Raw genomic sequence first — 15,653 nt, 5'->3', positions numbered from 1 at the left:
AAGAGCTTAACTTCCGTGTTCGGTATGGGAACGGGTGTGGCCTCTCTGCCATCATCACTAGACTATTTCAAAGACAAGATTTATTATAACTCATTTCCGTTATAATTGCAAGCTTTTTTTAAAAACTTTTCTTATTCTTTCAAAACTGGATAAACGTGCATTGAATGTTTCAAACGTTTTGGTTAAGTCCTCGATCGATTAGTATTCGTCAGCTCCATGTGTCACCACACTTCCACCTCGAACCTATCTACCTCATCGTCTTTGAGGGATCTTACTTACTTGCGTAATGGGAAATCTCATCTTGAGGGGGGCTTCATGCTTAGATGCTTTCAGCACTTATCCCGTCCACACATAGCTACCCAGCGATGCCTTTGGCAAGACAACTGGTACACCAGCGGTGTGTCCATCCCGGTCCTCTCGTACTAAGGACAGCTCCTCTCAAATTTCCTACGCCCACGACGGATAGGGACCGAACTGTCTCACGACGTTCTGAACCCAGCTCGCGTACCGCTTTAATGGGCGAACAGCCCAACCCTTGGGACCGACTACAGCCCCAGGATGCGATGAGCCGACATCGAGGTGCCAAACCTCCCCGTCGATGTGGACTCTTGGGGGAGATAAGCCTGTTATCCCCGGGGTAGCTTTTATCCGTTGAGCGATGGCCCTTCCATGCGGAACCACCGGATCACTAAGCCCGTCTTTCGACCCTGCTCGACTTGTAGGTCTCGCAGTCAAGCTCCCTTATGCCTTTACACTCTACGAATGATTTCCAACCATTCTGAGGGAACCTTTGGGCGCCTCCGTTACCTTTTAGGAGGCGACCGCCCCAGTCAAACTGTCCGCCTGACACTGTCTCCTGCCCCGCTAAGGGGCATGGGTTAGAATTTCAATACAACCAGGGTAGTATCCCACCGACGCCTCCTTCGAAGCTGGCGCTCCGAGATCTCTGGCTCCTACCTATCCTGTACAAGTTGTACCAAAATTCAATATCAGGCTACAGTAAAGCTCCACGGGGTCTTTCCGTCCTGTCGCGGGTAACCTGCATCTTCACAGGTACTATAATTTCACCGAGTCTCTCGTTGAGACAGTGCCCAGATCGTTACGCCTTTCGTGCGGGTCGGAACTTACCCGACAAGGAATTTCGCTACCTTAGGACCGTTATAGTTACGGCCGCCGTTTACTGGGGCTTCAATTCGCAGCTTCGCTTGCGCTAACCACTCCTCTTAACCTTCCAGCACCGGGCAGGCGTCAGCCCCTATACGTCACCTTACGGTTTTGCAGAGACCTGTGTTTTTGCTAAACAGTCGCCTGGGCCTATTCACTGCGGCTCTCATGCGCTTGCACGCTCAAGAGCACCCCTTCTCCCGAAGTTACGGGGTCATTTTGCCGAGTTCCTTAACGAGAGTTCTCTCGCACACCTTAGGATTCTCTCCTCGACTACCTGTGTCGGTTTGCGGTACGGGCACCTCTCACCTCGATAGAGGCTTTTCTTGGCAGTGTGAAATCAGGAACTTCGTCCATACGGACTCGCCATCACAGCTCAACGTTATAGTGTGCGGATTTGCCTACACACACGCCTTACTGCTTGGACGCGCATATCCAACAGCGCGCTTACCCTATCCTACTGCGTCCCCCCATTTCTCAAACGGTGAGGAGGTGGTACAGGAATATCAACCTGTTGTCCATCGCCTACGCCTATCGGCCTCGGCTTAGGTCCCGACTAACCCTGAGCGGACGAGCCTTCCTCAGGAAACCTTAGTCATACGGTGGACGGGATTCTCACCCGTCTTTCGCTACTCATACCGGCATTCTCACTTCTAAGCGCTCCACCAGTCCTTCCGGTCTGACTTCAACGCACTTAGAACGCTCTCCTACCACTGACATCGTAGATGTCAATCCACAGCTTCGGTGAATCGTTTAGCCCCGATACATTTTCGGCGCAGCGTCACTCGACCAGTGAGCTATTACGCACTCTTTAAATGATGGCTGCTTCTAAGCCAACATCCTGGTTGTCTGTGCAACGCCACATCCTTTTCCACTTAACGATTACTTTGGGACCTTAGCTGGTGGTCTGGGCTGTTTCCCTTTTGACTACGGATCTTATCACTCGCAGTCTGACTCCCGTGTATAAATATCTGGCATTCGGAGTTTGTCTGAATTCGGTAAACCGGGATGGCCCCCTAGTCCAAACAGTGCTCTACCTCCAGTATTCTCATCACGAGGCTAGCCCTAAAGCTATTTCGGAGAGAACCAGCTATCTCCAAGTTCGATTGGAATTTCTCCGCTACCCACACCTCATCCCCGCACTTTTCAACGTGCGTGGGTTCGGGCCTCCAGTAAGTGTTACCTCACCTTCACCCTGGACATGGGTAGATCACCTGGTTTCGGGTCTACGACCACGTACTAATTCGCCCTATTCAGACTCGCTTTCGCTGCGGCTCCGCCTTCTAAAGCTTAACCTCGCACGTAATCGTAACTCGCCGGTTCATTCTACAAAAGGCACGCTATCACCCATTAACGGGCTCTAACTACTTGTAGGCACACGGTTTCAGGATCTATTTCACTCCCCTTCCGGGGTGCTTTTCACCTTTCCCTCACGGTACTGGTTCACTATCGGTCACTAGGTAGTATTTAGCCTTGGGAGATGGTCCTCCCGGATTCCGACGGAATTTCACGTGTTCCGCCGTACTCAGGATCCACTCAGGAGAGAACGAACTTTCGACTACAGGGCTTTTACCTGCTCTGGCGGACCTTTCCAAGTCGCTTCATCTAACTCGCTCTTTTGTAACTCCGTATAGAGTGTCCTACAACCCCAAGAGGCAAGCCTCTTGGTTTGGGCTCTTCCCGTTTCGCTCGCCGCTACTCAGGGAATCGATTTTTCTTTCTCTTCCTCCAGGTACTTAGATGTTTCAGTTCCCTGGGTCTGCCATCAAGACGCTATGTATTCACGTCAAGATACTACGCGATTAAACGTAGTGGGTTCCCCCATTCGGAAATCTCCGGATCAAAGCTCACTTACAGCTCCCCGAAGCATATCGGTGTTAGTGCCGTCCTTCATCGGCTCCTAGTGCCAAGGCATTCGCCGTGCGCCCTTAATAACTTAACCAAGTTATTAAGCCTATAAAAAAACTTAAAAAATAAATGTGTTTGTTACAATTTCAATGTCGTTTTATCCAGTTTTCAAAGAACAAGTTTTGAAGTATTTCATTCTATGATGAACCTTCAAAACTGAACGCAAAACGTAATCTTACAAACCCTAGGTTTGTATTCCGAAAATATCCTTAGAAAGGAGGTGATCCAGCCGCACCTTCCGATACGGCTACCTTGTTACGACTTCACCCCAATCATCTATCCCACCTTCGGCGGCTGGCTCCAAAAGGTTACCCCACCGACTTCGGGTGTTACAAACTCTCGTGGTGTGACGGGCGGTGTGTACAAGGCCCGGGAACGTATTCACCGCGGCATGCTGATCCGCGATTACTAGCGATTCCGGCTTCATGTAGGCGAGTTGCAGCCTACAATCCGAACTGAGAACGACTTTATCGGATTAGCTCCCTCTCGCGAGTTGGCAACCGTTTGTATCGTCCATTGTAGCACGTGTGTAGCCCAGGTCATAAGGGGCATGATGATTTGACGTCATCCCCACCTTCCTCCGGTTTGTCACCGGCAGTCACCTTAGAGTGCCCAACTAAATGATGGCAACTAAGATCAAGGGTTGCGCTCGTTGCGGGACTTAACCCAACATCTCACGACACGAGCTGACGACAACCATGCACCACCTGTCACCGTTGTCCCCGAAGGGAAAACCATATCTCTACAGTGGTCAACGGGATGTCAAGACCTGGTAAGGTTCTTCGCGTTGCTTCGAATTAAACCACATGCTCCACCGCTTGTGCGGGCCCCCGTCAATTCCTTTGAGTTTCAGTCTTGCGACCGTACTCCCCAGGCGGAGTGCTTAATGCGTTAGCTGCAGCACTAAGGGGCGGAAACCCCCTAACACTTAGCACTCATCGTTTACGGCGTGGACTACCAGGGTATCTAATCCTGTTTGCTCCCCACGCTTTCGCGCCTCAGCGTCAGTTACAGACCAGAAAGTCGCCTTCGCCACTGGTGTTCCTCCAAATCTCTACGCATTTCACCGCTACACTTGGAATTCCACTTTCCTCTTCTGCACTCAAGTCCCCCAGTTTCCAATGACCCTCCACGGTTGAGCCGTGGGCTTTCACATCAGACTTAAAGGACCGCCTGCGCGCGCTTTACGCCCAATAATTCCGGACAACGCTTGCCACCTACGTATTACCGCGGCTGCTGGCACGTAGTTAGCCGTGGCTTTCTAATAAGGTACCGTCAAGGTACAGCCAGTTACTACTGTACTTGTTCTTCCCTTACAACAGAGTTTTACGATCCGAAAACCTTCTTCACTCACGCGGCGTTGCTCCATCAGGCTTTCGCCCATTGTGGAAGATTCCCTACTGCTGCCTCCCGTAGGAGTCTGGGCCGTGTCTCAGTCCCAGTGTGGCCGATCACCCTCTCAGGTCGGCTACGCATCGTCGCCTTGGTGAGCCGTTACCTCACCAACTAGCTAATGCGCCGCGGGCCCATCTTATAGCGACAGCCGAAACCGTCTTTCAGTATTTCACCATGAAGTAAAATAGATTATTCGGTATTAGCCCCGGTTTCCCGGAGTTATCCCAAACTATAAGGTAGGTTGCCCACGTGTTACTCACCCGTCCGCCGCTAACGTCGAAGGAGCAAGCTCCTTCTCTGTTCGCTCGACTTGCATGTATTAGGCACGCCGCCAGCGTTCGTCCTGAGCCAGGATCAAACTCTCCATAAAAGAAATTTGATTAGCTCAAATTGTTTTGCTGGCATCATGTTTGATGTCCAAAATTTTGTTTTGTTCACTAACTCGAGGTTAGCTACTAAAAACTTTATTGATTACGTTTTGCTTGTTCAGTTTTCAAGGTTCATTTCGTTGCTGTTTTTCAGCTACTTCATTATCATAACTTGTATTCAACAAGAAGTCAACAACTTTTTTAAAAATCTTTTTTTCAAATCTTTTCTCAAGTCGTCCTTCTTGTTAAGGACAAGTAATAATATATAATATAGCAATCTAAAAATCAAGCTTTTTTTGAAAAAAACTTAAAAATCTTTTTCTCATCGACTACAAACAAGAGAATTCCTACTATAACAATGAATCCCCCAATAATTTGCGTGGCTATTAAATACTCTTTAAAAATTAGAAGAGCTAAAATGGCAGCGCCAATTGGTTCAAATAATATAGCAATGGAGACTACATTTGTACTAACGTATTTAATAGACCAATTAAATAGAGTATGACCTAATAAATTAGGAACTATCGCTAATAAAATAAACCATATCCAGTCCATAGTAGGATAAGGGCCGAACGGTTCCCCCTTAATAAGAACATAGATAAATAATGTAATTGTACTAACAGCATAAACAACCATTGTATATGTCACGAGAGATAATCTTTTCCGTACATCTTGTCCAAATAAAAAGTAAGCTGTAACGAGTGCGCACGCAACAAGAGCAAGCAAGTCTCCATAAAATGCAGTACCGCTAAGTTTAAAATCTCCCCAACTAATTAAAATACTCCCGACAATAGCAATCACTCCTGCAAATATGGTTTTCAGAGTGATGTTCTCTTTAAAGAAAAAATATGTACCTACAAATGCAAACAATGGCTGTAGTGTAACCAAAACTGTAGAACTTGCTACAGAAGTGTAATTGAGTGATTCAAACCACAAAATGAAATGGAAGGCCAAAAATATACCTGCAACTGAAGAAAATAGCCAATCACGTATTCTTAATTCCTTTATCTCATTAGTGTACTTCCAAAAAAACAGAGGCGCCATTATTAACACTGAAAACAACATACGGTAAAACGCAATAACCCCTGCTTCTGCATTTGCTAATTTTACAAATATGGCAGATAGGGATACTGAAATTACGCCAATAAAAATAGGAATGTATGGATGAATTTTTGGTTTCTCCATTAAACCCAACCTCCAATCAATTTTACCTCGGCATTATTACATCTGGATTCGGCTTTGCGCTCGGGCCTGCAAATGTTTTTTGTGCGAAAGCGCAGCGGCAGCAACAGATGTTTTTTGTGCGAAAGCGCAGCGGCAGCAACAGATGTTCTTTGTGCGAAAGCACATGACACAGGTCAGTTAGCCATTATCGCATGGATGCGATGATTTTAAGCTAACATCCTCTAAGAGCTCCTTTCAAATTCCGTGAAATCTGCCGGAAACTTTAACTTATACCCGCATTCATCTCACTACCTATAGAGGTAAAGATATCTGTAGCTGACGCTCTGCTTTCGCTACATAAAACATTAATAACTGCCGCTTCACTTTAGCTACGAAAAAATAAGTACTGAATGAAAATAAAAATACTTATACTTCATTACTATCGTGTTGTACAATACAAAAAAGTAATGTACATATAATAATGACACCTTGCATATCTCTTATCAATACGAAATACCTGTGGAGGGTTGCCTATGGAAGCCTTACTTGGAAATACGATTACATATGAAGTTGGCATAAAATTAGTAATTGCAGCCACATTAAGTTTAGTAATCGGCATCGAAAGGGAATTAAAAAAGAAACCTGTAGGATTAAAAACAAGCTTAGTCATTGCTACATTCAGCTGTTTATTAACTGTTATTTCTATTGAAACCGCCTACTCAACACCCCCAAGATCAGATATCAATATTTCAATGGACCCTCTACGCTTGGCTGCCCAAATCGTAAGTGGCATTGGATTTCTTGGAGCAGGTGTTATTTTAAGACGCGGGAATGATAGTATCTCAGGTTTAACAACTGCAGCAATGATCTGGGGAGCGGCTGGGATAGGAATTGCAGTTGGTGCAGGCTTCTATATGGATGCTACTTTAGCTGTAATTATCATTGTCTTCGGAATTGAAGTTTTATCGCCATTTCTAATGAAAATAGGACCAAAAAGAATTCGTATGCGAGAAATATCATTGAAGGTTCAGATTAACAATGATGAAAATAGTGAATCCTTTTTACAATTTCTAAAGGAAAACAATATTATTATTGAAAACATACGCATTAAAGATATTCCAAATAATAGTAATGTTTTTCACGAATTAGATTTACGCTTATCATTAATAGTTTCTGATAACTTACTGTCATTTTATCGTTCATTACGAGCACTACCCTATATAGAAAAAATCGAAATGGAAATTTTAAACTAGTTGGAGGATTCTTTCGTGGTAGAACTATTAAAACTATTAAAAAATGGGAATAAACCTTCTCTGCTTGCAGCAGTTGTCAATGCCTTTTTAGGAATTATTAAAGGTGTTGCCTTCTTCTTTACAGGTAATGTTGCCATGTTTGCAGAAATGATGCACTCACTAGGAGATGCAGCAAACCAATTATTCGTTTATATCGGCTCAGCGCTTTCGAAAAAAGCACCGACAAAACAATTTCCCGGAGGCTTTGGCCGAATTGTAAACTTAGTTTGTCTTTTTGCTGTTATAATTGTGGCGATCCTTTCTTATGAAACTGTAAAAGAAGGCTGGCATCATTTTATACACCCAGCTGGAGAATCTAAAGGAATGCTCATTGCACTTGGCGTACTATTAATCGGTATTGTTTTAGAAGGGTCAGTTCTTGCGAAGGCTGCCGTTGAAATACTACATGAGGCTGGGCAGGAAAAAACGGGGATAATAACAGCTATTCCTAAAGCCATTCCCTATTTAAATCGTGCGAAACCAGCTACAAAATTAGTATTTATGGAAGACTTAGTTGCTACAGGGGGTAATTTCTTGGCCTTCGCTGCTATTTTAATCGCACATTTTACAGGCTGGACAAGAATCGAAGGACTTGTTTCAATGATTATTGGCTGTATGATGTTCTATGTAGTAGCAAAAGTTTTCCTTGATAATGCACGTGGAGTTATTGGTGAAACAGACGAAGAAATGCTAAATCATATTGCTCACCTTGTTATGGATGACCCAAACATTAAAGATATTGTTCGCTTAGAGGTCGTTAAAGAAGGCGAATTTTTACATGTGGAATTAGTTGCCGAAGCTGACGCTAGCCTATCACTCGCTTATCTGGATGATGTACGTGACCATTTAACAGAGGTCATTTTATGTCAGAAGGGTGTATCAAAAGTGGCTATTTTATTTGATGAGGATGATGGGAAACTAGATTGGAAGCATATTGGCGAAAGACCGGGAAACTCAACATTTAAACAATAACATCATTAATAATCAAATAGCCAATTGCCATATTTCGGGCAGTTGGCTATTTTTTATATAAGTACCAGATAACACTGTTCTTGTTTTACTTCTGTTGTACCTTCTATTAAGCAATCCTGTATACTTCTGTAACTGAAGTTGCAAAACATTTACTGAAAGAAGTTATAGGGAGTTTTGTAAAATAGTTCGCACATCTTCTTCCTGTAATTTGTTGAAGTTTCCAAAGGGTCCATTTTGCATAGCATGCTCTACAATTTGCTGGAATTTTGAACCGTCAATTTCATAATCGGCTAAACTACTTGGAGCTCCTAGTGAAGTCCAGAATGCCGATAAACGATCAATCCCCTCGTATGCAACCTCTTCTGGAGACTTCTCTGTTGCATCGACACCGAAAACGCGTGTTGCAATACCTGCAAAACGCTCTGGATTTACGGGTACACTTAGACGCATCCAATGTGGTTGTAATATTGCTAAACCACCTGCGTGCGGAATATCGTAAACTGCAGATACAGCGTGCTCAATATTATGTGACGCCCAATCACCACGAGAGCCAATTGATAAGAATCCATTTAACCCAATGGTTCCGGCTAATAATATTGTTTCACGCAACTGGATATTCTCTAAATCTTCTATTAGTTTAGGTGCAGTTGTAATGACCGTTCGTAATACCCCTTCACACATTTCATCTGTAATCGGTGTATTCGTCGTATTATGGAAATATTGTTCAAATACATGAGACATCATATCAACGATACCGTAAACTGTATGATTTTTCGGTACTGTCACTGTATACGCTGGATTTAAAATCGAAAAATCCGGGAATACAGCAGGGCTACCCCAGCTTAGTTTTTCTTCTGTCGCAGCGTTTGTAATGACAGAGCCCGAGTTCATTTCGGAACCTGTTGCAGCTAGTGTTAATACCGTTCCGAGTGGTAAAGCGTCCTCCACAATTACTTTACGCTTTACAATATCCCAAGCATCGCCATCATATTTTGCACCCGCAACAATTAACTTAGAACAGTCAATTACGGAACCGCCACCAACAGCTATGACTAGATCAATTTCTTCTTTTTTACAAAGATCAATACCAAGTCTTGCTGTTTCCACACGTGGATTTGGCTCAACACCGCTAAGTTCAAATATTGTTTTATCGGCTTCTTGTAACTTTTCGATGACAGCATTGTATACACCATTTTTCTTAACGCTGCCTCCACCATATACTACTAACACCTTTTTACCATGCTGTGCTAACTCATTTGAAAGCTTTTCCAGTGCATTTTCACCAAAATGTAACTTCACTGGGTTATAAAATGTAAATGAATCCATTCAATTCGCCCCTTTCTAGTTGGATTTTCTCATATTTCTATTGATGAAAGCAAAGAATTAAAACCAAAATATTGGCTCTAATATAATTGTATTCACTCTACAAAAAGTGCAAAGAAAAAAGATCTTCATGGTGCAACAAACTAAACAACTTATTCAAAGAATAAAAACCGGACGTATACATAAAAAAACGAATCATCCGACTAGGAATGACCCGTTTTTCTTATATATATTGATTAAACCCATCCACGGAAGCGTGAAGCTTCTGCAGTGCGGCGAACACCTACCATATAAGCTGCTAAACGCATGTTAATGTTACGTGTTGTCGCTGTTGTATAAACGTTTTCAAATGCTTCAACCATTTTTTTGTATAGACGTTCTTCAACTTCTTCTTCTGTCCAGTAATAACCTTGGTTATTTTGTACCCATTCGAAGTAAGAAACTGTTACACCACCAGCCGATGCTAATACGTCTGGTACAAGTAGAATGCCACGATCAGTTAGAATTCTAGTTGCTTCAGCAGTTGTTGGACCGTTCGCTGCCTCTACTACGATGTTTGCTTTAACGTTGTGTGCATTGTCAGCAGTAATTTGGTTTTCGATAGCAGCTGGCACTAGAATATCACAATCAAGCTCTAATAATTCTTTATTTGAAATTGTATTTTCAAATAATGTTGTTACTGTACCGAAGCTATCACGACGATCTAATAAGTAGTCGATATCTAAACCTTCAGGATCATGAAGTGCACCATAAGCATCTGAAATACCGATTACTTTCGCACCTAAATCATGCATGAATTTTGCAAGGAAGCTACCTGCGTTACCGAAGCCTTGAATAACAACACGTGCACCTTTAATTTCAATACCACGTTTTTTCGCTGCTTCTTGGATAACGATCGTTACACCTTGTGCAGTTGCACGGTCACGACCTTGAGAACCACCAAGCACTAGTGGCTTACCTGTGATGAAACCTGGTGAGTTGAATTCGTCCATACGGCTGTATTCATCCATCATCCAAGCCATAATTTGTGCATTCGTAAATACGTCTGGCGCAGGAATATCTTTTGTTGGTCCTACGATTTGACTAACTGCACGTACATATCCACGGCTCAATTTTTCGATTTCATCCATAGACATTTGACGAGGATCACAGATGACACCGCCTTTACCACCGCCATAAGGTAGATCCACGATACCGCATTTCAATGTCATCCACATTGAAAGCGCTTTAACTTCTTCCTCAGATACTGCTGGATGGAAACGTACCCCACCTTTAGTTGGCCCTACAGCATCATTATGTTGTGCACGGTAACCAGTAAATACTTTTGTTGTACCATCATCCATTTTCACTGGAATGCGTACTTGTAGCATGCGAAGCGGCTCTTTTAATAATTCATACATAGCTTCGTCATAACCAAGTCTATTTAGTGCCTCTTGAATGACTTCTTGAGTTGATGTGAACAGATTTAAGTTTTCAGACATATTAAATCGCCTCTTTGTTTTTTATAATGATAGTATATCGGCATCATTGTAACATACTTCCGAATTAAAATGTGAACATTTTGTTAAATATTAAATACTTTTTCAATTTGTTCGATTGACCAATCTAAATCTTCTTGAGAAATAACAAGTGGTGGCGCAAATCGAATGACTGTATCATGTGTTTCTTTACATAATAGGCCTAACTCTTTAAGCTTTTCACAGTACGGACGTGCCGCCTCTGTTAATTCCATTCCGATAAATAAACCACGACCACGAACTTCTTTAATGACTGGGTTCTTAATTTCTTTTAATTTACCTTTAAAGTATTCGCCAAGTTCGTGTGAACGCTCGGCTAATTTTTCATCTAGTAATACTTTAATTGAAGCAATTGATACAGCACACGCTAAAGGATTACCACCGAAAGTTGAACCGTGTGATCCTGGATTGAATACACCTAAGATTTCACGATTTGCAGCTACACAAGAAATCGGGAATACGCCGCCGCCTAAAGCTTTTCCTAAGATGTACATATCAGGCTCTACTTCTTCCCAATCACATGCGAACATTTTACCTGTACGTGCTAAACCAGCTTGGATTTCATCTGCAATGAATAAAACATTGTTTTCACGGCATAACTCGCGAGCTGCTTTTAAGAAGCCTTCTGATGGAATAACAATACCAGCTTCGCCTTGGATTGGCTCAATTAAAAATGCTGCTGTATTTGGAGTAATTGCAGCTTTTAAAGCTTCCAGGTTACCGTAATCTACTAACTTAACATTCGGTAACATTGGACCGAAGCCACGACGATACTCTTCGTCAGATGATAAAGATACAGCAAGCATAGTGCGACCATGGAAGTTTCCATTACATGCAATGATTTCAGCTTTGCCATCTTCTACACCTTTTACATCATATGCCCAACGACGAGCTGCTTTAAATGCAGTCTCTACCGCTTCCGCACCTGTATTCATCGGTAATACCATTTGTTTATTCGTTAATTTACCAACAAGCTCATACCATTCACCAAGGTTTTCACTATAAAATGCACGAGAAGTTAATGTTACTTTATCAGCTTGTTCTTTTAACGCGGCGATAATTTTAGGATGACGGTGTCCCTGATTCACAGCAGAATAAGCTGATAGCATATCTAAGTATTTGTTACCTTCTGGATCCTTTACCCAAACACCCTCAGCCTCTGAAATAACGATTGGCAGCGGATGATAGTTTGCAGCACCATAATTTTGAGTTTGTTCAATAACTTGATCTGTTTTTGTCATATAGTATTCTCTCCTTACGTTCATGATGAAAAATCTTTGGCAGACTATGTTTCTCTATAAGTAAAATTAATAGAACAATTTCAGCATTTTCTGAATATAAAAAGCAAGAATCTGCTCACTACTCCTAGGTAAGCCGCCTCGACAGGACTCACTTTACCAGGAGGAGTCTCGCAGATTCTCTTATAATGCCTCAACTAATTGCGTCCCGAAGCATAACTCCTTCAGTCAGCCGAAAGAAGTTATAGCATTTCAGAAGTTGTTTTTGCTTGCATGTGTAATTGTAAGTAGTCTGGACCGCCTGCTTTTGAGTCAGTACCTGACATGTTGAAGCCACCGAATGGTTGGTAACCTACGATTGCACCAGTACAGCCACGGTTGAAGTATAAGTTACCTACATGGAAATCTTCACGTGCTTTTTCTTGGTTCATACGATTATTTGTAATAACGGCACCTGTTAAACCGTATTCAGTATCGTTTGCAATATCAATTGCTTGATCGAAATCTTTAGCTTTTGTAATAGCTACAACTGGTCCAAAGATTTCTTCTTTCATAACACGCGCAGAAGGCTCTACGTCTGCAAATACTGTTGGTTGAACGAAGTAACCAACTGAATCATCAGCTGTACCACCTGCAACAAGGCGACCTTCTCCTTTACCAATTTCAATGTACTCTGTCACTTTATTGAATGCCGCTTGGTCAATAACTGTTGCCATGAAATTGTTGAAGTCTGATGGATCACCAACTGTTAACGTGTTAGTAAGCTCAATTACACGATTAACAACTGTGTCATATACATCTTCAACAATAACAGCACGAGAACATGCTGAACATTTTTGACCTGAGAAGCCAAATGCTGATTTTACGATAGATTGTGCCGCAAGCTCTAGGTCTGCTTCTTTATCAACAACGATTGTATCTTTACCGCCCATTTCAGCGATAACACGTTTAATCCAAATTTGACCGTCGTTTAATACAGATGCACGTTGGTTAATACGTAAACCTACATCACGAGATCCAGTGAAGCTGATGAAGCGTGTTTTTGGATGATCAACTAAGTAGTCACCTACTTCAGCACCTGATCCTGGTACAAAGTTCACAGCACCTGCTGGAAGACCTGCTTGCTCTAACACTTCGATAAATTTATAAGCAACTACAGGTGTTGTTGAAGCTGGTTTTAATAATACAGTGTTACCTGTTACTAAAGCTGCAACCGTTGTCCCTGCCATAATAGCGAATGGGAAGTTCCATGGTGAAATAACAATACCAATACCTAGTGGAATATAGTCATAACGGTTATATTCACCAGGACGGCTTTCTACAGGTTGACCGTTTTTAATACGTAGCATTTGACGACCATAGTATTCTAAGAAATCAATTGCTTCTGCAGTATCTGCATCAGCTTCAGCCCACGGTTTACCTGCTTCTTTTGTTAAAAGTGCAGAGAACTCGTGTTTACGACGACGGATAATCGCCGCTGCTTTGAATAGTACGTCTGCACGAATAGCTGGATCTACTTTTTTCCAAGTTTTGAATGTTTCGTCTGCAGCTTGCATTGCTTTTTCAGCTAGTTCTTTGTTTGCTTTTGATACGCGGCCAATTACTTCTGTTTTCTTTGCCGGATTATATGAAACGATTTTATCTTCTGTAGTAATACGTTCTCCACCGATAATTAGTGGGTAGTCTTGACCTAAATAACTCTCTACTTTATTTAATGCTTCTAAATATGCGTTGTAATTTGCCTCTTGAGTAAAATCTGTGAATGGTTCGTGTTTGTATGAAATCATACTTTATCCTCCCTCGTGAGATGTGTTTTAAGTGTGCAAAAAACATTGACGCAAAATATCTTTGCGTTTAGAATATTCTTACACTTATTATAATGCAAAATTTTGTTGCATATTTCAAGTAAAAAATTTTTGAGGTGCACATTTTATGAAAAATTCCGAACCTTTACTCCCTTTTTATAAGTTCATTGCAACAAATGTTTCTGTTGGTATCCATGCTGTAGACCTTTCTGGCAAAACAATTATTTATAATTCAAAGATGAAAGAAATTGAAGGCTTCCATTTTGATGAATTAGCAGATCGTTCTATTATTGAAATGTTTTCCTTCCGCCAGCATGAAAGTACTTTAATGCGTGTATTACAAACAGGTAAAAAGGAAATTAACGTTAAACAAACATATTGGAATAAAAATGGTCATGAAATTACAACTATTAATGATACTTTTCCACTTTATGTTGAAAATAAACTAATTGGAGCGATTGAATTTGCTCGTGACATTACATCACTCGAAAAGCTAGTTTATCAACCCCTTCGTCGATATGATGAACCTTTAACATTCGATATGATTACAGCTGTTTCCGAATCGATGCGACAAATTATCGCAAACGCAAAAAAAGCAGCAGCTGTGAAATTACCGGTATTACTAATTGGAGAATCGGGTACAGGAAAAGATTTAGTCGCAGAGGGGATACACCATGCAGCATCGCCTGACCCTGAAGCATTTGTAACCTTAGTGAGTCGTCGCTCTGTTCCATCTGTTTTAGATAAAGTGCAGGAGCTCTTACAGGATGACAAGCCATACACTTTTTTCTTTGAACGCATTGACTTTTTAAGTTTAGACATTCAAGAGCAACTATTAGAGATATTACAATCTCTTCCACAGTCTAAATACATGCTTATTGGAAGTGTAGGAAGCGATCCCATTACATTGATCGAGGAAAAGAAACTTTCAAAATCACTGTATTATTTCTTTGCTACAATGGCTATTACCATCCCAAATCTAACAGATCGTAAAGAAGATATTCTTCCATTCGTAGATGATTACTTTAACCGCCATCGAGAACGCTTTGCTTCAAATGTCGCGGATCTAGCACCTGATGTACAGGATTTATTTTTGCAATATGATTGGCCAGGAAATTTAAAGGAACTTGAGCTATTACTAGATGAAATTGTGTCGTTTATGACCACTGAATCAACAGTTACTTCAGATTTATTACCAATGCATTTCCGCTTCAAGGTACAGCAGCAAGACACATCCAATCACGAGCCGGAATTCTTTATGTTCCAGCAACAGAATGATGTTATGCCGCTCGATGCTTATTTGCGTGAAGCCGAATCATATTATGTGCAAAACGTCTTAAATTTATATGAAGGCAATATTACAAAGGCCGCCAGTGCACTTGGAATGAGTCGACAAAACTTACAATATCGAATTCGAAAAATAAAAAACCAATAACTTTCAGCTATATTTGAATAAAAAAAAAACGAGGATACCTTCATATTTGAAAGCATCCTCGTTTTTTATCTC

The 15,653-nt window shown here is 41.8% G+C and carries 8 protein-coding genes and 3 rRNA genes; 3 read left to right on the top strand and 8 right to left on the bottom strand.

Going from position 1 to position 15,653, the window contains the following annotated elements; all coding sequences use genetic code 11:
- The 4 genes from rrf to ACZ11_RS24630 all read right to left on the bottom strand — a co-directional run.
- A 5S ribosomal RNA gene (gene rrf, locus ACZ11_RS24645) occupies positions 1–62 on the bottom strand; the annotation flags it as partial.
- A 116-nt stretch (positions 63–178) separates the two neighbouring features.
- Positions 179–3,106, bottom strand: a 23S ribosomal RNA gene (locus ACZ11_RS24640).
- 179 nt (positions 3,107–3,285) lie between these two features.
- Positions 3,286–4,837, bottom strand: a 16S ribosomal RNA gene (locus ACZ11_RS24635).
- 283 nt (positions 4,838–5,120) lie between these two features.
- Complete coding sequence (locus tag ACZ11_RS24630; RefSeq protein WP_049669171.1) at positions 5,121–6,020, bottom strand: DMT family transporter; 900 nt, start codon at positions 6,018–6,020, stop codon at positions 5,121–5,123.
- A 512-nt stretch (positions 6,021–6,532) separates the two neighbouring features.
- Here ACZ11_RS24630 and ACZ11_RS24625 point away from each other — a divergent pair.
- Together ACZ11_RS24625 and ACZ11_RS24620 are read left to right on the top strand one after the other, a co-directional pair.
- Complete coding sequence (locus ACZ11_RS24625) at positions 6,533–7,252, top strand: MgtC/SapB family protein (protein ID WP_049669170.1); 720 nt, start codon at positions 6,533–6,535, stop codon at positions 7,250–7,252.
- Positions 7,253–7,267: 15 nt separating this feature from the next.
- Entirely contained in the window at positions 7,268–8,263 is a 996-nt protein-coding gene (locus ACZ11_RS24620; RefSeq protein WP_049669169.1) for a cation diffusion facilitator family transporter, read from the top strand.
- A 162-nt stretch (positions 8,264–8,425) separates the two neighbouring features.
- On the opposite strand, the gene ACZ11_RS24615 is transcribed toward ACZ11_RS24620, so the two are convergent.
- The 4 genes from ACZ11_RS24615 to pruA all read right to left on the bottom strand — a co-directional run bounded on the left by ACZ11_RS24615 (position 8,426) and on the right by pruA (position 14,128).
- Complete coding sequence (locus tag ACZ11_RS24615) at positions 8,426–9,589, bottom strand: iron-containing alcohol dehydrogenase (protein ID WP_049669168.1); 1,164 nt, start codon at positions 9,587–9,589, stop codon at positions 8,426–8,428.
- Positions 9,590–9,822: 233 nt separating this feature from the next.
- Positions 9,823–11,067, bottom strand: a complete 1,245-nt coding sequence (locus tag ACZ11_RS24610; RefSeq protein WP_049669167.1) for a Glu/Leu/Phe/Val family dehydrogenase — start codon at positions 11,065–11,067, stop codon at positions 9,823–9,825.
- Between the two features lie 83 nt (positions 11,068–11,150).
- A complete protein-coding gene (locus tag ACZ11_RS24605; RefSeq protein WP_049669166.1) occupies positions 11,151–12,344 on the bottom strand; it encodes an ornithine--oxo-acid transaminase in 1,194 nt (397 codons plus the stop codon).
- Positions 12,345–12,583: 239 nt separating this feature from the next.
- Positions 12,584–14,128 carry an L-glutamate gamma-semialdehyde dehydrogenase gene (gene pruA / locus ACZ11_RS24600; RefSeq protein ID WP_049669165.1) on the bottom strand — a complete coding sequence of 515 codons (1,545 nt, stop codon included), beginning with the start codon at positions 14,126–14,128 and terminating at the stop codon, positions 12,584–12,586.
- Positions 14,129–14,273: 145 nt separating this feature from the next.
- Here pruA and ACZ11_RS24595 point away from each other — a divergent pair, with 145 nt between their 5' ends.
- A complete protein-coding gene (locus tag ACZ11_RS24595) occupies positions 14,274–15,581 on the top strand; it encodes a sigma-54-dependent Fis family transcriptional regulator (RefSeq protein ID WP_049669164.1) in 1,308 nt (435 codons plus the stop codon).
- Positions 15,582–15,653: the final 72 nt, after the last annotated feature.

Origin of the sequence: Lysinibacillus xylanilyticus (assembly GCF_001183605.1) — a bacterium.
GTDB lineage: Bacteria > Bacillota > Bacilli > Bacillales_A > Planococcaceae > Lysinibacillus > Lysinibacillus xylanilyticus.
Note: the sequence above shows the minus strand (reverse complement) of the source record. Positions and strands in the feature narration are given on the sequence as shown.